Raw genomic sequence first — 20,124 nt, 5'->3', positions numbered from 1 at the left:
GGGTGCGGGCCGCGGGACCGGGCGCGCGCTGTCGCAGCGCCGCCACGGTGCGGAAATCGGGATCGGGCAGCGCTGCCCGCCGCGCAGCCGACCAGGGCTTCCGTGCGGATACCGCGCCTACCATTGCGCTCGGCGGCCAAGCACCCGGGCGCCGCCCGGGGGCCACGCAAGGGCTAACGCACGGGAATCGCGCGGCTCCGGCCCAAGCGCACCCGAATCAGGGCTTCCACTCCAGCGTGAGCAGGATCTCCCTGCCGCGCCGGTAGCTGCGCGTGGCGCTGCCACCCTGTTCGAACCGGACCTGCGGATCGAGCAGGTTGCGCAGGCGCAGCTTGAACGCCCAGTTGTCCAGGAAGCTCTGCTGGAAGACGGCGTCCAGCTGGTTCACCGGTTGCTCGTAGATGTCCGGGGCGCCATCGACGCCGACCTGGGCGATGCGGGCGCCGAAGCGGTTCAGCAGCAGCGAGTACTCGCGGCCGGAGTCCGGATTCAGGTAGCCGACCTGCAGGTTGCCGGTGTAGGGCGACTGCCCCTGCAGCGGGCGCTCACAGCTGGTCAGGAAGCCGCCGTCGGGCGGGCCGCCGCACTCGGCGGGGAAGTCCAGCTCGACGGTCGACCGGATGCGGGCGTAGTTGCCCGACACGTAGACATTGTCCCAGCGGACCCGGTCCAGCCGCAGCCAGGACAGGCGGTCCGACAGGCCCCGGAACCAGCCCTGGTCCTCCAGGAAGCCGAGCTGGCGATAGATGTCGACCTCGGCGCCGTCGAGCGTTGCAGAGGGCGCGTTGATCAGGGCGCCCTGGGCGCCGGAACCGCCAGGACGCTGGCTCTTCTCGATCGGGTCGGTGAACGCCTTGCGGAACAGAGAGAAGGACAGGCTCTCGGCAGGCGTGAAGTAGTGCTCCCAGCGCAGGTCCAGGTTCTCGATCCGGGTGGTGCGCAGGTCCGGATTGCCGAAGAACAGCAGGTCGAGCTGCGGGTCGGTGAACGGCGAACTGGACAACTCCCGGAAGTCCGGACGCGACAAGGTCCGGCTGTAGCCGAGCCGGACCTGCTGGGCATCGCTGTACTTCCAGGTGGCGATCGCAAAAGGCAGGTTGCGGGTCTCGCCGTTTTCGATCGGTTGCGCGCTGCCGGTGCCGATCGGCGCCGGCACCAGAGCCACCCGGTCGCGCTCGCGCCTGACGCCGGCGGCCAGGCGGTAACGCTCCTGCCAGTTGCCGTCGATGGCCAGGAAGCGGGCATCGATGTCCTGGCTGGCCGTGTAGTTCTCGGTGGGCTGGGTCGCCTCGTTGACGCGCACGCCGCCGACACGCAGGTTCTGCGCGGACAGGATCGCCTCGAGCGGCAAAAGCACCGCGCCCGCCGGAAGGGTCTGGTAGTTCAGGAAATTGAACGAGCGCAGGGCGTTGTCGCGCTCGCGCGTGAATGTCGACGCGCCCAGACTCGGCGTCAGCGCAAGCCGCCCCCGGAACAGGGACAGCGGATAGTCCAGAGAGACATCCAGGCCATCGGCATCGTCCACCAGGGTCGCGAAGCTCTGCACCAGCTGGCTGGAGCCGGTGTTGAGCGCCTGCTGACCCTGGGCGTTGCGCTGGTACGCATAGGTCCGGCGGTTGGGTTCCTCCCGCCGCGCCTGCGACCGGGTCCAGGTCCACTGGGCGCCCAGGCCGCCCAGGAACGGGAAGCGGTGCTCGCCGGCGAGCTGGAGCGAGCGCAGCTGGTTCTCGGTCCATTCCAGCTTGTAGCGGGTCAGTTCCTGGGAATCGGAGAGGCCGTCCTGGACCTGGACCTCGTCCTCGGTGACCCGCGCCAGCAGCCAGTTGGCGCGCAGGACGTGGTCCTCGCCGATGCGGGCGCCGACGTTGAGGAAGCCGGACAGCTCGACATTCTGGGTGGTGGTGGAGACGTCGAAGCGGTCGTTCAGGGTGACATCCCGTCCGGTGTAGGTGGCGCGCGTCTCCTCGGTCAGGTCCCAGCTGTTGTCGTAGCGCAGTGAGCCCAGCACACCCAGGCGCACCGGCCCCAGGTCCCAGCCGTTGCCCAGGCTCGCGGACAGTCCGTACTTTGGATCCAGGCGGCGCGGGGTCGGTGTGTAGGCGCTGCCCTGGGCCAGCGCGATGCCGATCGGCTCGAGCTGGGCGGGCGTGAAGGTGTTGCCCTGGGTGCCGATCCGCCGGCCGGTGGCCAGGGCCTCGGCCAGCGCGCCCTGCGGTGACCGGGCCCCGCTGTCGTAGCCGGTCCAGTCGCGGCTGCCGCCGGCGTAGCTCAGTCCGTCCTTGCCGGTGCTGCCCTGGGCCCAGCCGGTGGTCGCCGATACCTTGGCCACCAGTCCTTCGGGGGCGTTGCGGGTGCGCAGCGAGATGGTGCCGCCACCGAATTCGCCGGGCATCTCCGCCGAGTAGGTCTTCTGCACCAGCACGCTTTCGATGACGTCGGTCGGGAACAGGTCGAGCGGCACCACCCGTCGGGTCGGATCGGGCGAGGGAATCTGCGCGCCGTTGAGCAGGACGCTGGAATAGCGTTCGCCCAGTCCGCGCACGTAGATGTATTTGCCGTCGACCAGGGTCAGGCCGGTGACTCGCTTGAGCGCACCCGCGGCATCGGAATCGCCGGCCCGGCTGATCTGTTCGGCGCCCAGGAAATCGGCCACCGAGGCGGAGTCGCGGCGCTCCTCGACCAGCGAGGCCAGCGAGCCCTCGATATAGGGTTCGAGCACCACGAACTCCGGCAGCTCCAGGCCGGCCGGGGTCAGTTCGACATCGCGGCCGCTGGACTCGCCGCTGCCGACCGCGACGCCCTCGAGGGTCCGGCTGTCGAACTGCGCGGCGATCACCGAGATCGTGTAGTCGCCGGGGGGCAGCTCGACCTGGTAGCGGCCGTCGGCGTCGGTACGCACGTCCAGCGGGGTGCCGGCGATGAACACCCGTGCACCGGCCACCGGCGTGCCGCCCTCGCTGCTGGTGACGCGGCCGGCCAGCACGCCCGGCGGCTGCGCCGGTTGCGGCGATGCGGGATCGACCGCCTGCACGACCAGCCCGGCCTGCGAGCTTTCGTACTGCACCAGCGCCGGCGCATCGGGGCGCAGGCTGGCGATCAGCTCGGCGACCTCGCCCTCGGACAGCACCAGGTCCAGGCGCAGCAGCTCGCGACCGTCGCCGCGCAGGACCAGCTCCCGACTGCCGGGCGACAGCACGATGCGCGCGCCGCCGTAGTCGTCGGTCACCGCCTGCGGCTGGCCGTCGACCAGCACCTGGGTGCCCGGCACCGGCTGGCCGGCATCGAACACCACGATGTTCAGGGCCGCGGGGTCGGCAGCCAGCGCCAGGCGGATGCCGGCGGCCAGCGCGGCGACGGCGAACAGGGACTTCTTCATCAGGCGCACTTCCAGCGCTGGTCGGCGCACTCGGCCATCAGCCGGCGCAGCTCGGTGGACTTGCGGAACAGATCGGGGCGGGTCAGCGCCGCCAGGTGGCGTTCGGCGTCCTCGTGGCGGCCGCCGCGGAACAGCGCGTAGGCCAGGGCGTAGCGGATGTCCTCGTCGCCGAGCAGTCGGGCCCGCGCCAGCGCCTCCTCCATGCCGGCCACCAGGTCGTAACGGCGTTGCTGCAGCAGCAGCCCGACGCGCTGCTTGAGCCGGCGCTCGGTCTCGGGAACCCGGGCGTTGAGGTTGAGGGCACGCTGCAGGTGGCCGGCACGGCGGAACAGCTCGGCGGCCTCGGCGGTCAGCGCTGGATCGCGCTCGGCGACGCGGGCAAGCACCTCGGCGGCGGCCAGCGGCCGGCCGCGGTCGAGCAGCGCCTGGGCCAGCGCCTTGGCCAGCGCGTCGTCGTCCGGATGGCGCAGCCGCCCGGTCTCCAGCAGGACGATCGCCTCGTCGAGGGCACGGCTGCGGCGCAAGGCCGTGCCGATCGCCAGGTAGTCGGCGGCACCCGCCTCGGCCTGCGCCAGGTAGTCGGCGCCGACCCGGGAAGCCTCCTGAAAAAGTCCGGTCTCGACCAGGTAGAACACGGTGCGGCGCAGGAAGCTGGCGTTGCCGGGGAAGCGGGCGCTGGCGCGGGCCAGCAGGTCGAAGGCCTGCTGCTGCTCGCCGACCAGCCAGTGGGCATGGGCGCGCAGGTTCCAGGCGCCGGCCAGGCCGTCCCGGCGGTCGCCGGCGCGCTGCAGGACGGCGATCGCCTCGCGGTGCCGGTCGTGGTTGAAGTGCGCCTGCGCCAGGTACAGGTAGACCAGATCGTCGACGGTGCCGAACGACGGGTCCTCGTTGCGCGGCCGCTCGCCGGCGGCGCGGGCGGCGACGATCGCCTCGCTGGCCGCGATCGCCGCCTCGAAGGATGTGATCGCCGCGTCGGCGTCGTCGCCGGCCTGCGCGATCAGGGCGCGCAGGGTGTGGTACCGCGCCCAGTCGAATCGCCGGTCGCGCGCGGCGCGCTCCAGGTCGATGCGGTCCAGCACACCCGCGGCGCGGTCGGCGTGGCCGTCTGACAGCAGCAGGGTGGCGAGCGGCAGGGGGTCGAGTCCGGGATAATCCCTGACCAGGGCGTCGGCCTGCGCCTGGCGGTCGGGCGGCGCATCGGCCGGAGCGGGCGCCTGGTCCCCGGGGACCGGCGAACCGGCAGGCCCGGACACCGGCTGCGCGGGCAGCAGGGTCGGCGTCAGCAGCACGAGCGCGGCAAGGATCCGAAGCAGGACGGCCATGGACGCGCTCATCCCAGGTCGAAGCGCACGCGCTGGCGTGCCCAGACGCGGACGTTCTCGCCGCGGTAACTGGCCGGCTCGAAACGCCAGGACTGCACGCCGGCGATCGCGGCATCGTCGAACACGCCGGCCGGCTGCGACTCCAGCACACGCACCTGCTCGACCCGGCCGGTCGGTCCGATCAGCACCGAAAGCACGACATGACCGGTGACGCCCTGCGCCTTGGCCCGGGCCGGATAGGGAATCGGCGACTGCGCGATCGGTCGCGGCGGCTGGTCGACGGTGTCGTCGCTCATGGTCAGCTCGCGGTCGCCGCCGAGCAGGCTGCCGGCCAGGTCGCCGAGGTCGTCGGAGAGGCCGTCAAGGCCGAAATCCATGCCTGGCAGCGCCGCGGACAGGTCGACGCTGGGCCGTGGCGCCTGCTGGCGGCGACGCGGCGGTGGCGGTCGCTGCGCGGCCGGCGGCGGCGTGGCCTCGCGCCGCTCGATGGCGATCGCGGTGCCGGTGGTGCCGGGATCCGGACCGCGTCGCGCCGCTGCGTTCATCAGCAGCACGACGGTGACCACCGCCAGGGTGCCGAGCAGTGCTGCGACCAGTCCGGACAGGCGCGCGCGCATGCTCAGCCCTCCCCGGCCTCGCCACGGGTGGCGACGCCGACCTCGGCACCGGCCTGGCGGGCCTGGTCGACCACTTCGACCAGGCGACCGGCCGGCACGCCCTCGTCGGTCACCACCAGCACCGACTTCTGCGGCTGGCCCTGGAGCTGGTCGCGCAACCGCGAGGCGATCACCCAGACCCGGACCGGCGCGCCGTCCATGTAGACCTCGCCCGACTTGTCGATGTACAGGCGCACCGCCTTGGTCGAGGACACCGTCTGGGTGGCCGCGCCGGGCCGCTCGATGTCGATCTGCATGTCCTTGACGAAGGTCGTCGAGACCATGAAGAAGATCAACAGGATGAACACCATGTCGATCATCGGCGTCATGTCGATGGCGGCCTCGACGGCCTTCTTTTCCCGGAATCGCATGGCGTTCAGTCCGTGCTGGGTGCGACAGGCGCCGGCACCGGGCGCGAGGTGGCGACGAGGATGTCGCGAAGCTGGGCGAGGTCCATCTCGATCTGCGCCTGACGGCGGTCGAGCACGCCCTTGGCCAGGTAGCCGGGGATCGCCACGGCCAGGCCCATCTGGGTGGTGTAGAGCGCAGTCGAAATGCCCGCGGCGATGCCGCCGCCCTGGGTGAACAGGGCCATGTCGGCCAGCGAATCGAAGGTGACGATCATGCCGTTGACCGTGCCCAGCAGTCCCAGCAGTGGCGCGATCGCCACCAGGGTGCCGATCAGCACCCGATGCCGGCGCACCGCGCGCCGGTGACCGGCGAAGGCATCGTCCAGGACCCGACGCAGGTCGCGCGGGCGCTGGCCGCGCAGCGACAGGCCGCGCACCACCGCGGCGTCGAGCACGCCATCGACCTTGCCGCCGGCACCGCGTTCGTAGCGCGACAGGAGCACACGCACGTTGCGGTTGGAGCCCCGCCGCAGCAGGGACCAGCGTGCGCCGATCGCGTACCAGAGCGCAAAGGCGATCGCCAGCAGCGGCAGCATGATGCCGTGGCCACCGGCGGCCAGGTACTCGGCGAACTGGTCGAACAGGGTCATGGCGGCAGGCGCGCGATCGCCGTTCAGGCGGCGACCGCGCGATCCTCCCGCGCCAGGTTGGTGATGCGCAGGGCGGCCTGCTCCATGTCGTCCTTCAGACGCTCGGCCCAGCCGGACAGCAGATTGCCCAGCAGCAGCGCCGGGATCGCCACGACCAGGCCCAGCTGCGTGGTGACCAGGGCGATGGCGATGCCGCCGGACAGCAGCTTGGGATCGCCGGTGCCGAAGTCGGTGATGATGTCGAAGGTCTCGATCATGCCGGTGACGGTGCCGAGCAGGCCGAGCAGCGGCGCCACCGCGGCGATCACCAGGATGATCGCGCCGAAGCGGTTGAGCCGTCCGGACTCGTGCAGGATCGACTCGGAGACGATGTCCTCGAGGTGCTCCGGATCGCGGTCGATGTTGCGCAGCGCCGCGGTGACGACGCGCGCCGAGCTGCCCTTGTGGCGCTTGGCGGCGCCGATCGCGTCCTCGAAGCGGCGCTGCTGGACCAGCGGCGCCACCGCCGCCAGGACCTTGTCGGTACTGGCGCCGGCGCTGCGCAGGAACAGCGCGCGGAGGACCACGAACACCAGGGCGAGCGCGCCCAGGGCGACGATGATCCAGCCGATCGTGCCGCCGTCGTTGACGGTGTCGACCAGGGTCTTGGTGCGTGGCGGCTGGGCATCGGCGGCCAGCGACTCGAACAGGTAGGCGCGCAGGGTCGCCGGCATGCGGCCGGCGGCCAGAGCGCGGGCCTCGTCCTGGGCCGGCTCGGGCCAGAGCTTGAAGCGGCCGGCGCCCGCCGGGGCCAGGGCACCGCTGCCCTGCTCGCCGACCGCGAACGCGGCGACGCTGCCCAGGTGGATGATCTCGCCGCGCGCCTCGGTGCCGTCGGCCAGGAAATACATGCCCTGCTCGCGACGGATGCCCGACCGACGCCCCAGCTCGGCGGTGGCCGCGGCGAACAGGGCGGCCAGGCGGGTATCGTCGGGCTGGCCCTCGGCGAAGCCGCCGTCGCCGGCCTCGATGCCCAGCCCGGCCAGGGTGCTGCCGGCCTGCTCCCAGGTCGCGGCCAGCAGGCCGGTGTTCTCCTGGCTGGCGAGGGTCTGTTCCTCGACCTGGGCGACCTGGCCGGCCATCTGGTCGGCGCCGGCGCGGGCGGCCAGCAGGCGCGATTCCAGTCCGGACAGCTCGCGCTCGAGGGCCGCCTGGTCGCGCTGGAAGCTGCTGCGGGTGCGCTCCAGGCTGGCCTGCAGTTCACGGCGCTGGGCCTGCAGGAAGGCCAACTCGCGCCGGTAGGCATCCTCCACGGAGACCGTTGCCGGGGCCTGCGCCGGCGCAGCGGCCGGCTCGGCCGGCGGCGCCGACTGCGCATCGACATGCGCCGGCGCCAGGCAGGCCAGCAGCACACCCAGAAGCGGCCGGCGCATCATGACGTACCCCCGGCGGCGGCCATCGGCAGCTCGAACCAGCCCTGCCGGATCTGCTTGCGGTAGGCGTCGAACAGGGCCGCGATGCGGTCGCCTTCGGCGCGCCCGGCGACCCGCTGCCAGCGCCAGCCGTCGCCGCTTCTCACGATCTGTCCGTAGTCGCCCTGGCTGGTGCGGAAATAGAGCATCACCGTGCCGACCTTGGCGATGTCGGCCAGCAGGCGCTCGCCGTCGAGCTCGATGGTCTGGCTGAACAGGCCGTTCTCGCGGGTCAGCCGCAGTTCGTCCTCGACGAAGGCCCAGACCTGGTTGGCGGCACGATGCGGCGGCACGGTATCGGCGGCGATGCGCTCCCGCAGCGCTGCCAGGCCGGCCAGGCGCTCGTCCTGCTTGAACGGCAGGCTGGCGCGCACATGGGCCTCCAGCCCGGCAAGGGCGTCGAGCAGGGCCGGCTTGAGCTCGGCGCCCTCGACGCCGGCCCGGGCCAGCGACTCCTGCGCCTGCGCCAGGCGCTGCGCCTGCTCGCGGCTGGCCAGGGCCTGGCGGTCGAGCTGCGCGGACAGCTCGGTACGCTGGGCCGTCAGGCCGGCCAGGGTGGTGCGGGCCTCCTCGCGGGCCTGGTCGAGTTCGCTGTTGAGCTGCTCGATCTCGGCGCGCAGCCTGACCAGATTGTCGGCCAGCGCCTGCGCCTCCTGGGCCGATGCCGGCAGGGCCGGTGTGGCAAGGGCGAGCGCGCACAGCCAGCGCGGGGCGGAGCGGATCATGGCAGGGGATCTCCGGGGCGGCCCGGCGCGGATGCCGGGCGATGGCGGAGCAGCCTATGTCGTTCTGGTTTCAGTTCGATGACAGCAGAGCAAGGTCGGTGACGCCCCGGCCCGGACCAGCCCGGCGGCCCCGGCCATGGCGCGCGACGATGCCCGCTACAATGTGCGACCGCACAAAAGCCCTGTTCGCGCCTGTGAAAGACACCTTGCACGACCTGTTCGCCCGGGCCCTGGCCACGCTGGCGGCAGACCGGGGCATCACCGCCCCCCCCAGCGCCTTCGTCGTCGAACGCACCCGCGATCCGGCGCACGGCGATTTCGCCTGCAACGCCGCCATGGTCAACGCGCGCGCCTTCGGCCAGCCGCCCCGGGCGATCGCCCAGGCGCTGGTCGCCGCCCTGCCCGCCAGTCCGGACGTCGAACGGGTGGAGATCGCCGGCCCGGGCTTCATCAACGTGTTCCTGGCCGATGCCGCCCGCCAGGGCGTCGTCGCGACCGTGCTGGCCCAGGGCGCCGACTACGGACGCAGGCCGGCAGGCAGTGCCGGGCGGGTCACCCTGGAGTTCGTGTCCGCCAACCCGACCGGCCCGCTGCACGTCGGCCACGGCCGCGGCGCCGCCTACGGCGCGACCCTGGGCAACCTGCTGGCCGCCGCCGGGCACTCGGTGCAGCGCGAGTACTACGTCAACGACGCCGGCCGGCAGATGGACATCCTGGCCGCCTCGACCTGGTTGCGCTACCTGGCGCTGTGCGGCGAGCCGGTACGGTTCCCGGACAACGGCTATCGCGGCGAGTACGTGGTCGACATCGCGCGCGGCATCCAGCAGCGCGATGGCGAGCGCTGGCGCCGCAGCTGGCCGGCGGTGGTGCGCGACCTGCCCGCCGACGAATCCGACGGCGGCGACAAGGAGGCCTACATCGACGCCGTCGTGGCGCGCGCCCGCGACCTGCTCGGACCGGAAGGCTATGCGGCGTGCTTCGATGCCGCCCTGGACAGCATCCTGGCCGATATCCGCGACGACCTGGCCGGCTTCGGGGTCACCTTCGACAACTGGTTCTCCGAACGCTCCCTGGTCACCGGCGGCGGCCTCGAGCGCGCGGTCTCCCGGCTGCGCGAGGCCGGCCACCTGTACGAGGCGGACGGCGCGCTCTGGTTCCGGGCGACCGCCTTCGGCGACGAGAAGGACCGGGTGGTGCGCCGCGAGAACGGTGCCTGGACCTACTTCGCTTCCGACCTGGCCTACCTGGACAGCAAGTTCGAACGTGGCTTCGAACACGCCATCTACCTGTTCGGGGCCGACCACCACGGCTACGTGGCGCGGCTGAAGGCCGCGGCCCAGGGCCTGGGCCACGACCCCGAGCGCATCGAGATCCGCCTGGTGCAGTTCGCGGTGCTCTACGAGGCCGGCGAGAAGGTGCAGATGTCGACCCGCTCCGGGCAGTTCGTCACCCTGCGCGAGCTGCGCCAGGATGTCGGCGACGACGCCGCGCGTTTCTTCTACGTGATGCGCGGCAACGACCAGCACCTGGACTTCGACCTGGCCCTGGCGCGCGCGCAGTCCAACGACAATCCGGTCTACTACCTGCAGTACGCCCACGCCCGGATCGCCAGCCTGTTCCGCAAGGCCGCGGACCAGGGCATCGCCTTCGACCGCGCCGCCGGACTGGCGGCGCTACCGCAGCTGGCGGCGCCCGGCGAGGCCGCCCTGATGACTGAGCTGGCCCGTTACCCGGAGTGGCTGGCCGCCGCCGCCGAGCAGCGCGCACCGCAGCTGCTGGCCGGCGGCCTGCGCGAGCTGGCCACCGCCTTCCACGGCTTCTACAACGGCCAGCCGGTGCTGGCTGCGCAGGCGCCCCTGCGCGATGCCCGCCTGGCGCTGTGTGCGGCGACGGCACAGGTCCTGGCCAATGGCCTGGCGCTGCTCGGCGTCTCCGCGCCCGCCACGATGTGACAGGATAGGCCCATGGCACGACGCACCAACCACGCCCGCCGCGGCGCCTCCACCGCCCTTCCCGCCTGGCTCTGGCTGGTCGCCGGCATCGTCATCGGCGTCGTCCTCGCGTTGCTGGCGGTACGCAGCGGCCTGGCGCCGGGTCTGCGCCCGGCGCAGGAGCAGCCGCAGCCCCAGGCCGCCCGGCCCGGTGGCTCGCCCGAAGAGGCCGCGCCGCCGGCCCGCGCCACGACCTACGACTTCTACACCGTGCTGCCGGAGATGGAGGTGCTGATCCCGGACTCCGAACTGCGCGCGCAGGTGCGTGCCGAGACACCGCCGGCCGGCACGACGCCGGCGGGCACGGCGCCCGCCGAGTCCGGCGCGGCTCCGGTCGCTGCCCCCGCAGGCACGCGCTATCGCCTGCAGGCCGGCTCGTTCCGCGACCCGCGCCCTGCCGAGGAGGCCAAGGCCCGCCTCGCACTGCTCGGCATCAGCGCCAGCGTGCAGTCGGTCAACGTCAACGGCAACACCTTCCATCGCGTCTACGTCGGCCCCTACGCCAGCGCCGCCGAGGTCGACCGCGTCAAGCGCCAGTTGGCCGACAACGGCGTGCAGGCGATCACCGTGCGCGAACAGACGCCCTGAGGCAGCGCGGACGCGTCGCGCGTCCGGCCCTGCCGCAGCGACGGTCGAGACGCCGCTGCGCCCACAGGGTCGACAGGCCCTGGCGTTGTCTCCCCCGCGCGGCCGCATCGGTGGTCTCGGCGCGGGTCATGAAGGTCCTCGTGCACCCCCGCGCGCTGTGGCAGGCCCCGCACGTCGGGCCCGCCCTGCCGCATCGACGGATCGGACGGCCCCGTGCGCTCACCCCTGCCGCCCCGCCCGCGGCGGCGCTGCCGCGGACGCGGGCGGCAGGTGCCGACGGGTCAGGCCCGTGTCGCGATCACTGGAAACCGTCGTCGAAGATGAACTGGCTGGTCAGCTTGCGGATGTTGCCGTTGATGCTGACCGAGTACACGTTGCCGGCCTCGTCCTCGCCGAAGCCGACCACGCCGGTGTGGTGGGTGAGCGCCACCTTGGGCCAGGGGCCGGCCTGCGCCGGCTCGTAGGCGTACCAGATATTCACCTGGGGAGAGCTGACGTTGTAATCACCGAACCAGTACACCCCTTGCAGACGGCCGATGGGGCCTCGGAAGGCGTACCCGCCACTGATCGATCCGCCATCGGAGCGCGGGTAGTCGAGGATCGGGAGCAGCGAACCCGGGAAGGAGTTGGTGGCGCTGCTGACGCAGGGCGCGGCCGTCTTGTTGACCCGGAAGCCCTCCATGCAACCCCACCCGAAGTGCGCGCTCTGGCCGAGGGCGACCTTGTTGACCTCCTCCCGGGCGCTCTGGCCGACGTCGGCGATGTACATGTCGCCGGTCTCGCGGTCGAAGCTGAACCGCCAGGGATTGCGCAGGCCGTTGTGCCAGGTCTCGTCGCAGGTGTCGGTGGTGCCGACGTGCGGGTTGTCGGCCGGGATCGAATAGTTCGCCGGCTGGCCCGCGGTGGCGCCGCACATGTCGGCGGTGGCGCTGGCGGTGGGGTTGTCGATGTCCAGGCGCAGGATCTTGCCGAGCAGCCAGTAGTTCGTCCCGACGACCGGGCTGCAGGTATTGATGTTGTTGTTGGCCGGCTTCTTCCAGTTGCACAGGGCGAAACCATGCGGGTCGTTCTGCGGACCGCCGTCGCCGGAGCTGTAGTACAGGTAGCCATCCGGACCGAAGTGCAGGTCGCCGCCATTGTGGTTGCCGGCCAGGTCGGGGATGCGGATGATGTCCAGGCGGCTGGCCGGATCGGCGATGTTGGGATCGTTGGCGGACACGGTGAAGCGGGCGACCACCTGGTCGGGCGTCAAGCCCAGGCGCGGCTCGGCGGCCGGGGCGGTGAACGCGACATAGAACCAGCCATTGCTCGCGTAGTCCGGGTGGAAGGCCAGGCCGAGCAGGCCCGATTCGCTGCTGGTGGTCACCGCCTGGGTGAGGAACGGCGTCGCCAGGAGCGTGGGGGCGCCGCTGCCGTCGAGCTGGACGACGCGGATCGTGCCGCCCTTCTGCACCACGAACAGGCGGTTGCTGCCGTCGCCGGCATGGCGCACCGCCACCGGCTGGTTGAGACCCGAGCTGAGGAAGGGCGACAGCGCCAGATCCGGGGGCGGGTTCGGGGCCTGGGCAGCAAGCGGAGCGCTGACGCACAGCGCCGCGGCAAGGACGAATCGGTTCAGGCGCATCGCAATCCCCCGTTGGAAAGCACCGATTATGGCGCCGGCGGAGCGGCAGCGGGTAAAGGCGATGTTGGCGGCGTCGTGCCGGCCATCACGTTTTCCTGCTTCAGGCGGATCAGGGCGGAAATGTCCTCGTCGCCATGGCCCAGGACCAGCAACCGGGCATAGTCGGCGCGCGCGGCCTCCACCACCGGCAGGGCGATGCCCTCCGCCGCCGCCAGCGCCGCCAGGATGCCCAGGTCCTTGTGCAGCAGGCGCAGCTTGAAGCCGGTGTCGAAACGCCCGGCCAGCATGCTGTGGCCGCGCTTGTCCAGGAACCAGGAGCCGGCAGCGCCGTTGCCCAGGGTATCGACCACGGCGGCGCTGTCCAGGCCCAGACGCTGCGAGAGGGCAAGGGCCTCGCAGACCGCCTCGGCGATGCCGGCGACCATGACCTGGTTGACCGCCTTGGTGGCCTGCCCGGCGCCGACTCCGCCGAATCGCACGACGCGGCGGCCGAAGCTCTCCAGCACCGGCCGCACCTGCTCGAAGTCCGCGACCTCGCCACCGACCAGCACCGAGAGCGTGCCGTTGCGGGCTCCTTCCACGCCGCCGGTCAGGGGGGCATCCAGGAATCCGACGCCGAAGGCCGCCAGGCGCCGCGCGGCCTCGCGTGCCGTGTCCGGGGCGACCGTGGAGGTGTCGACCACGCGCACGCCGGGCCGCAAGCCGGGCGACAGCGCGTCCACCAGTGCCAGCACATCGGCATCGGCGGACACGCAGGTGAGCACCACGTCGCAACGCGCGGCGAGATCGGCCGGATCGGTGGCCGCGGCCACACCCAGGTCGGTGGCGAGCGCCACGGCCTTGCCGGGCGTGCGGTTCCACACCGCGGTCAGGAAGCCCGCCCGGTGCAGGTGGCGGGCCATCGGTTCGCCCATCGCACCAAGGCCGATGAAACCGGCGCGCAGTTTCCCATCCACGGTCAGGACCTCCATGCGGTCGGCGAAACAGCGATTGTAAGGCCCTGCGCCCGCCAGCCCGTCTCCAGGATCTTGCCGTCGACCCGGGTGGCGCCGATGCGCCGGCATCGTCCGCCGCCGGCCATCCGGCCGGGCCGGTGCGCATCGCGTCGCGTCGCGCCGGGGTTCCCCGACCGGCCTGACGACGCGAGGCAAGGTGCAGGCGGAGGCGCGGGACGGCTCCGAAGGTTTCCCAGACGAACGATCCTCCTGTTCGTGGTCCTGGTCGCCGGTCCAAGCTTGTCCGGACCGGCTCCCGGCAGACCCGCTGCCAGCGAAGCTGCTTTGCCGGGGGCCATCCGCCATTGCAGCCGGAAGGCTGTTTTCCCTCTGGCCTGCCAGGGCCGGGCGAGGCGCCTTCAGTACGGCCCCAGGTCGGCGGCGAGGGCCCGCTCGGCATCGATCCGACGCAACAGGTTCGCGCGCACCGCCGCGAAACCCGAGGTGCCGCGCAGCGAATGCCAGCGCGGATCGCCATCCAGCAGCCAGAGCTCGCCGAAGCCGTTCCCGATGGCTGCGTCCAGGTGTTCCAGGGCCTGGTCCGGACGGCCCTCGAACAGCTCGAGCAGCCCCAGGCTGAAGTCGGCGTAGGCGTTCGCCCAGCCCTGCTCGCGCAGCTCATCGACGCGCGCCCGCGCCAGCGCCAGCCAGGTCGCGGCTGCCTCGTCGCGACCGGTCTCCTTGAGCAGGAACGCCCTCACCAGGACGGAATCCATCTCGTCCTGGAGCAGGCGCGCACCCTCCCGACCGGCCAGCACACGCTCGACGATGCGCAGGGCGCGTTCGGGGTCGCCGGCCCACCAGGCGGCCCAGGCGCCGAACTGCAGCAGCGGCCGCTGATCGGGGTGGACAGGCTCATTGCCAGCCAGCAAGGCCTCGACCTGGTCGGCCAGGGCGGCGGGCAAGGGCGTGGCCGGATCCCTGTGCAGGGCGGCGTTGTGGCGCAGCAGGTCGGCATTCGCCATCCCTGCCGGAAGCCTCGCGAGCACGCCCTGCGCCTCGTCGTGCCGGCGCAGGGCCGACAAGGCATTGGCCAGGGTCATCAGCGCCTGCGGCTCCGACGGTGCGCGACGCCAGGCCTGGTCGGCCAGGCGCAAGGCCTCGGCGAGGTTGCCGCTGCCGCGCTCGAATTCGGACAGGTTGTAGCGGACCACCTGGGCCTCGGGCGTGATCCGCAGAAGGGCCGCCAGCAGGTCGCGCGCGGCGGCGCGCTCGCCGCGCGCGAATCTCGAGCCTGCCAGGTTGATGTTGATGGCCGGGTCGAGCGGGCTCAGCGCCAGCGCCTGCGCCAGCACCTCGGACTGCGCGCGCAGCCGGCCCTGGCGGGCGTAGAGCCCGCCCAGCCACATGTAGGCCATCTCGTAGTTGGGGTCGAGACGGATCGCCTCGCGCAGGTTGCCTTCCGCGGCCTCGAGCTGTCCGGCATTCAGCCGCAACAGACCGAGCGACGCCCAGGCCTCGCCCAGGCCCGGGGCCAGGTCGAGCGCCCGCACCACCGCCGGTTCGGCCTGGGCGACCGCCTGCTCGGGCGCCACGCCACCGTAGTCGGACAGCAGCAGGCGGGTGTCGGCCAGTCCGCACCAGGCCCTGGCGTAGCCGGCATCGCGTTCGATGGCCTGCTCGAACAGTCCGGCAGCGCGCCCCAGCGATTCGGCCGTGCGCTGCCGCCAGGCCAGCCGCCCCTGCAGGTAGAGCTCGTGGGCCAGCACGTCGCGGGTGGTCGCCGCCGAGGTGGTGGCCTGGGTCACCGGGTCGGGGGTGGATTGCGGCCGCAGGCCCGGGATGCGGTCGCGCAACTGCGCGACGATATCGGCGGTGACCTCGTCCTGCAGCTCGAAAATGTCCTGGTCCGCACCTTCGTAGGTCTCGGTCCAGAGGTGGTAGCCATTGGCGGTATCGATCAGCTGGGCGGTGACCCGCAGGCGGCCACCGGCCTTGCGGACCGAGCCCTCGACCAGGGTCGCGACATTCAGCGCGCGCCCCAGCGCCTGGGCGTCCAGGGCACGGCCGCGCAGCGCGAACGCCGAGGTGCGGGCGGCCACCTGGAGGCCCTCGATCCGCGCGAGGCGGTCGAGCAGTTCCTCGGCCAGACCGTCCGCGAACCAGCCCTGGTCGCCGTCCGCGCTCATGTCGTCGAAGGGCAGCACGGCGATGGAGTTGGCGGGTGCGGCGCCGGACGGCGCGCCCGCAGCGTCCACGGCGGTCGCGCCAAGCCCGGCGATCGGCGGGTCCGCCCCCTCCATCGGTCGATCGCCGTAGACGTCGACCAGCCACCAGGCCAGCCCGCCCACGGTCAGCAGCACGACCGCCAGTGCAAACAGGCGCGCGGGACCCCGCACGTTGTGGCCGGTGTGGTCGACCCGCAGGCGGTCGCCGTCGTGGTCGAACACCCAGGCGAGGACCAGGGCCACCGGAAACAGCAGGACCACGGCCAGGATGGTCCAGGTCAGGGCGCGCGGCGGCAGGCCCAGCGGTTCGAAGGTGATCTCGCCCAGCTGCAGGATCACCCAGGCCACCAGTCCGTAGGCGATCGCCACGCGCACGACCTTGCGTCGGCGCAGTTCGCGCCAGGTCAGTGCCAGCAGCGGCTTGGGCGCGTCGTCGCTCACGCACGACTCCAGGGACGGTGCGTGCATGATGCCGCAAGCGGCGCCGGGGTTGCGGCGGATCGCGGGTCGCGCTGACCCCGGCCAGCCCGACCGGCCAGCGGGCGACTGCAGATCCTTGCCTTCGTCCTGTCGTCCGCGTCAACCCGGGAGCCACCCTGCCGCGCGGCTATCCGGTGCGGGTCACCGGACCCGGGCGCCCGACGCAGGCACGCACCGAGCGTCGCCCACCGGCCGCTTGCGCGCCCTGCGTACATGGGAACCGCCTGCCCCCGCCCGGGGCCCGACGACCAGGACTGCTCTGGCAGGCTGCTGAGGGGCGACCGTGCCGGCCCGCCGCCTGGTTGCCCGTCCGACGCCCGTCCAGACGGGCTCCCGGCAAATCAACCGCTTGCGCAGTCGCCTCACCGTGCGGCCAGCCATGGCCGGGGCCAGCGGACTGTTCCCGACAGCCTGCTAGTAAACTGTGCGGCCCGCCGGGCCCCCGCGCCCGCCCCGATGGCAAGGTTCGCAGCAACGATGAAGATTCTGGTCGGCTACAAGCGCGTGGTGGACTACAACGTCCGCATCCAGGTCAGGCCCGACGGTTCGGGCGTGGTCACCGACGGCGTCAAGCTCTCCCCCAACCCGTTCGACGAGATCGCCCTGGAGGAGGCGCTGCGCCTGCGCGAGAAGGGCCTGGCCGAGGAGGTGGTGGTGGTCGCGATCGCGCCGGCCGATGCCCAGGCGCACCTGCGTAACGGCCTGGCGATGGGCGCCAACCGCGCCATCCATGTGGTCGCCGACGGCCCGGTGCAGCCGCTGACCGCGGCCCGGGTGCTGTTGAAGCTCATCGAGCGCGAGCAGCCGGGGCTGGTGCTGCTCGGCAAGCAGGCGATCGACGACGACGCCAACCAGACCGGCCAGATGCTGGCCGCCCTGTGGGACCGACCGCAGGCGACCTTCGCCTCCAAGCTGGAACTGGAGGGCCAGGTGGCGCGCGTCACCCGCGAGGTCGATGCGGGGCTGGAGACCATCGAGGTCGACCTGCCGGCGGTGGTCACCACCGACCTGCGCCTGAACGAGCCGCGCTTCATCAAGCTGCCCGACATCATGAAGGCCAAGAGCAAGCCGCTGGAGACCGTGCCGATGGCCGATCTCGGCGCCGAGGCCGGCGATTTCCTCGGCCACGGCCCGTACGCGCCGCCGGCGCGGCGCAGCAAGGGCGTCATGGTCAAGGACGTCGCCGAGCTGGTCGCCGCGCTGAAGGCCAAGGGCCTGGCTTGAATCCCCGATGCCCCATCCCGCCTGGCGCCCGGCGCCGGGCCGCAAGGACACCATGACATGAGCAAGGTTCTGATCGTCGCCGAGCATCTGGACGGCAAGCTCAACGCCAGCACGGCGCGCTGCGTCAACGCCGCCACCGCGCTGTCGCCGCAGGCCATCGACATCCTGATATTGGCCGACGCGCCGGACGGGGTCGCCGCGCAGGCCGCCGCCCTGACCGGTGTGGCCACGGTGCGCACCGTCGCCCGCCCCGAGAACGCCCACGCGCTGGCCGCCGTGCTGGCGCCGCAGGTCGCCGCCGCCGCTGCCGGCTACAGCCACCTGTTCGGCCCCAGCACCACCTTCGGCAAGGACCTGATGCCGCGCGTCGCCGCCCTGCTCGGCGTCGCCCAGGTCTCCGATCTCATGGAGGTCGTCGACGCGCGCACCTTCAAGCGGCCGATCTACGCCGGAAACGCCATCGTCACCGTCACCGCGCCGGCCGATGCCGTGGTCGTGGCGACCGTACGCACCGCCTCGTTCGCCGCCGCCGGCTCCGGCGGCAATGCCACCATCGAGCCGCTGACCCTTGATGTTGCGGTGCCCGGCCACACCCGTTTCGTCGGCCTGGCCGCCGGCAAGAGCGACCGCCCCGACCTGCAGACCGCGTCGCGCGTGGTCTCTGGCGGCCGCGCCCTGGGCTCGGCGGACGCCTTCTCGATCATCTATTCGCTGGCCGACCGGATCGGTGCCGGCGTCGGCGCCTCGCGCGCAGCGGTCGATGCCGGCTACGTGCCCAACGACATGCAGGTCGGACAGACCGGCAAGATCATCGCGCCCGAGCTGTACATCGCGATCGGCATCTCCGGCGCCATCCAGCACCTGACCGGCATCAAGGACGCCGGCACCATCGTCGCCATCAACAAGGACGCCGAGGCGCCGATCTTCGAGATCGCCGACTACGGCCTGGTCGGCGACCTGTTCAAGCTGGTGCCCGAACTGGAGGCGGCGCTGGCCGGCTGAGGCCCGCGCCCGCGCGTGACCACGCCGTCGCCCGCCGGCACCCTGGAAGCGGTCGCCGACACCGCGGCGGTGCCGCTGGCGGTCGACCTCGACGGCACCCTGGTGCTGGGCGACACCCTGCACGAGTCTCTGCTCGCGGCACTGCGCCGCAACCCCTTCCTGTTGCTGGCGATGCCGCTGTGGCTGCTGCGCGGCAAGGCGGCGTTCAAGCACGAGCTGGCCCGGCGGGTGCTGCCCGATCCGGAACGCCTCGCCTGGAACCTGCCGTTCCTGGACTGGCTGCGTGGCCAGCAGGGCCGGCGCGAGATCGTCCTGTGCACGGCCGCCGATGCCGGCATCGCCCGCGCCGTCGCCGACCATGCCGGGCTGTTCGACGACGTGCTGGCCAGCGACGGCTCCCGCAACCTCTCCGGCGCACGGAAAGGGGATGCCCTGGTCGCACGTTACGGCGAGCGCGGCTTCGACTATGCGGGCAACGCAAGGATCGACCTGGCGGTCTGGCGCCGTGCCCGGCGCGCGGTGGTGGTCAATGCCGGTGAGAATCTGGAGCGCGCCGCCGCCGCCGTTGCAGCGGTCGACACCGTGCTACCCGGCCCGCGCGTCTCGCCGCTGACCTGGGCCCGGGCGCTGCGCCTGCACCAGTGGGCCAAGAACCTGCTGGTCCTGGTGCCCCTGCTGACCGCCCACCTGCTGTTCGAGCCGGCCGCGGTGCGCCAGGCGCTGCTGGCCTTCCTGGCGTTCGGGCTGTGCGCGTCCAGCGTCTACCTGCTCAACGACCTGGTCGACCTGCCCGCCGACCGCGGCCATCCGCGCAAGCGCCTGCGGCCGTTCGCGGCCGGCGAGCTGCCCCTGCTGGCCGGCCTGGCCCTGGTACCGCTGCTGCTGGCCGCCGCCTTCGTCCTTGCCGCCCTGGCCCTGCCGCCGCGTTTCGTGCTGGCGCTGGCCGCCTACTGGCTGCTGACCGCGCTGTACACCTTCGTACTCAAGCGCGTCGAGATGGTCGACGTGGTGGTGCTGGCGATGCTCTACACCGCCCGCATCATCGCCGGCACCTTCGCCCTGGGCGTCGCGCTGTCGTTCTGGCTGCTGGCCTTCTCGATGTTCCTGTTCCTGAGCCTGGCCCTGGTCAAGCGCCACACCGAACTGGGCGTGATGGCGCGTGCTGGCCGCGACGGCGCCGACGGTCGCGGCTACCGGGTTTCCGACCTGCCGATGCTGGGCGCCATGGGCATCGGCAGCGGCCTGGCCGCGGTGCTGGTGCTGGCGCTGTACGTGAACAGCCCGACCGGCGAGCAGCTGTATTCGCAGCCGAAGGCGCTGTGGCTACTGTGCCCGCTGCTGCTGTACTGGATCGGCCGGGTCTGGCTGCTGGCCCACCGCGGCCGCATGCACGACGATCCGATGCTGTTCGCGCTGCGCGACCGCACCAGCCTGGCGGTGCTGCTGGCCGGGCTGGCGGTGGTGGTGCTGGCGCTGTGAGCGACTCCGCGACCGGCGCCTGGAACCGCTGGCCGCGCCTGCG

At 72.2% G+C, this 20,124-nt stretch carries 15 protein-coding genes; 5 read left to right on the top strand and 10 right to left on the bottom strand.

What is annotated here, in order from left to right; genetic code table 11:
* Positions 1 to 217: 217 nt before the first annotated feature.
* From KF823_03860 to KF823_03830, 7 genes are read right to left on the bottom strand one after another with little or no spacing between them, the layout of a single operon-like run.
* Positions 218 to 3,406 carry a carboxypeptidase regulatory-like domain-containing protein gene (locus KF823_03860; protein ID MBX3725035.1) on the bottom strand — a complete coding sequence of 1,063 codons (3,189 nt, stop codon included), beginning with the start codon at positions 3,404 to 3,406 and terminating at the stop codon, positions 218 to 220.
* Positions 3,376 to 4,698 (bottom strand): hypothetical protein, encoded by a 1,323-nt coding sequence (locus tag KF823_03855; protein ID MBX3725034.1) that lies wholly within the window; start codon positions 4,696 to 4,698, stop codon positions 3,376 to 3,378. Before KF823_03855 ends, KF823_03860 begins: the two co-directional genes overlap by 31 nt.
* An 8-nt stretch (positions 4,699 to 4,706) precedes the next feature.
* Positions 4,707 to 5,315: an energy transducer TonB gene (locus KF823_03850; protein MBX3725033.1), complete on the bottom strand. Its 609-nt coding sequence runs from the start codon at positions 5,313 to 5,315 to the stop codon at positions 4,707 to 4,709.
* Between the two features lie 2 nt (positions 5,316 to 5,317).
* A complete protein-coding gene (locus KF823_03845; GenBank protein MBX3725032.1) occupies positions 5,318 to 5,725 on the bottom strand; it encodes a biopolymer transporter ExbD in 408 nt (135 codons plus the stop codon).
* A 5-nt stretch (positions 5,726 to 5,730) separates the two neighbouring features.
* Positions 5,731 to 6,354, bottom strand: a complete 624-nt coding sequence (locus KF823_03840) for a MotA/TolQ/ExbB proton channel family protein (GenBank protein MBX3725031.1) — start codon at positions 6,352 to 6,354, stop codon at positions 5,731 to 5,733.
* Between the two features lie 23 nt (positions 6,355 to 6,377).
* The gene (locus KF823_03835; protein MBX3725030.1) at positions 6,378 to 7,769 is read right to left on the bottom strand and encodes a MotA/TolQ/ExbB proton channel family protein; all 1,392 of its coding nucleotides are present in this window, start codon (positions 7,767 to 7,769) and stop codon (positions 6,378 to 6,380) included.
* Entirely contained in the window at positions 7,766 to 8,530 is a 765-nt protein-coding gene (locus KF823_03830) for a DUF3450 family protein (GenBank protein ID MBX3725029.1), read from the bottom strand. The genes KF823_03835 and KF823_03830 overlap by 4 nt, the downstream gene beginning before the upstream one ends.
* Before the next feature lie 161 nt (positions 8,531 to 8,691).
* Between KF823_03830 and KF823_03825 the strand changes: the two genes are divergently transcribed.
* Both KF823_03825 and KF823_03820 read left to right on the top strand, forming a co-directional pair.
* Entirely contained in the window at positions 8,692 to 10,482 is a 1,791-nt protein-coding gene (locus KF823_03825; GenBank protein MBX3725028.1) for an arginine--tRNA ligase, read from the top strand.
* Positions 10,483 to 10,494: 12 nt separating this feature from the next.
* Positions 10,495 to 11,109, top strand: coding sequence for an SPOR domain-containing protein (locus KF823_03820; protein MBX3725027.1), 615 nt, complete (start codon positions 10,495 to 10,497; stop codon positions 11,107 to 11,109).
* 298 nt (positions 11,110 to 11,407) lie between these two features.
* On the opposite strand, the gene KF823_03815 is transcribed toward KF823_03820, so the two are convergent.
* The 3 genes from KF823_03815 to KF823_03805 form a co-directional block, all read right to left on the bottom strand.
* Positions 11,408 to 12,733 (bottom strand): PQQ-dependent sugar dehydrogenase, encoded by a 1,326-nt coding sequence (locus KF823_03815; protein MBX3725026.1) that lies wholly within the window; start codon positions 12,731 to 12,733, stop codon positions 11,408 to 11,410.
* Between the two features lie 26 nt (positions 12,734 to 12,759).
* Positions 12,760 to 13,704 carry an NAD(P)-dependent oxidoreductase gene (locus tag KF823_03810; protein MBX3725025.1) on the bottom strand — a complete coding sequence of 315 codons (945 nt, stop codon included), beginning with the start codon at positions 13,702 to 13,704 and terminating at the stop codon, positions 12,760 to 12,762.
* Between the two features lie 383 nt (positions 13,705 to 14,087).
* Positions 14,088 to 16,337: a tetratricopeptide repeat protein gene (locus KF823_03805; GenBank protein MBX3725024.1), complete on the bottom strand. Its 2,250-nt coding sequence runs from the start codon at positions 16,335 to 16,337 to the stop codon at positions 14,088 to 14,090.
* Positions 16,338 to 16,853: 516 nt separating this feature from the next.
* Here KF823_03805 and KF823_03800 point away from each other — a divergent pair.
* From KF823_03800 to KF823_03790, 3 genes are all read left to right on the top strand, one after another.
* A complete protein-coding gene (locus tag KF823_03800; protein MBX3725023.1) occupies positions 16,854 to 17,600 on the top strand; it encodes an electron transfer flavoprotein subunit beta/FixA family protein in 747 nt (248 codons plus the stop codon).
* Positions 17,601 to 17,657: 57 nt separating this feature from the next.
* Positions 17,658 to 18,602 (top strand): FAD-binding protein, encoded by a 945-nt coding sequence (locus KF823_03795; protein MBX3725022.1) that lies wholly within the window; start codon positions 17,658 to 17,660, stop codon positions 18,600 to 18,602.
* Positions 18,603 to 18,671: 69 nt separating this feature from the next.
* Positions 18,672 to 20,081 carry a UbiA family prenyltransferase gene (locus KF823_03790; protein ID MBX3725021.1) on the top strand — a complete coding sequence of 470 codons (1,410 nt, stop codon included), beginning with the start codon at positions 18,672 to 18,674 and terminating at the stop codon, positions 20,079 to 20,081.
* Positions 20,082 to 20,124: the final 43 nt, after the last annotated feature.

The sequence above is a fragment of the Lysobacterales bacterium genome (genome assembly GCA_019634735.1).
Lineage (GTDB): Bacteria > Pseudomonadota > Gammaproteobacteria > Xanthomonadales > UBA2363 > Pseudofulvimonas.
Note: the sequence above shows the minus strand (reverse complement) of the source record. Positions and strands in the feature narration are given on the sequence as shown.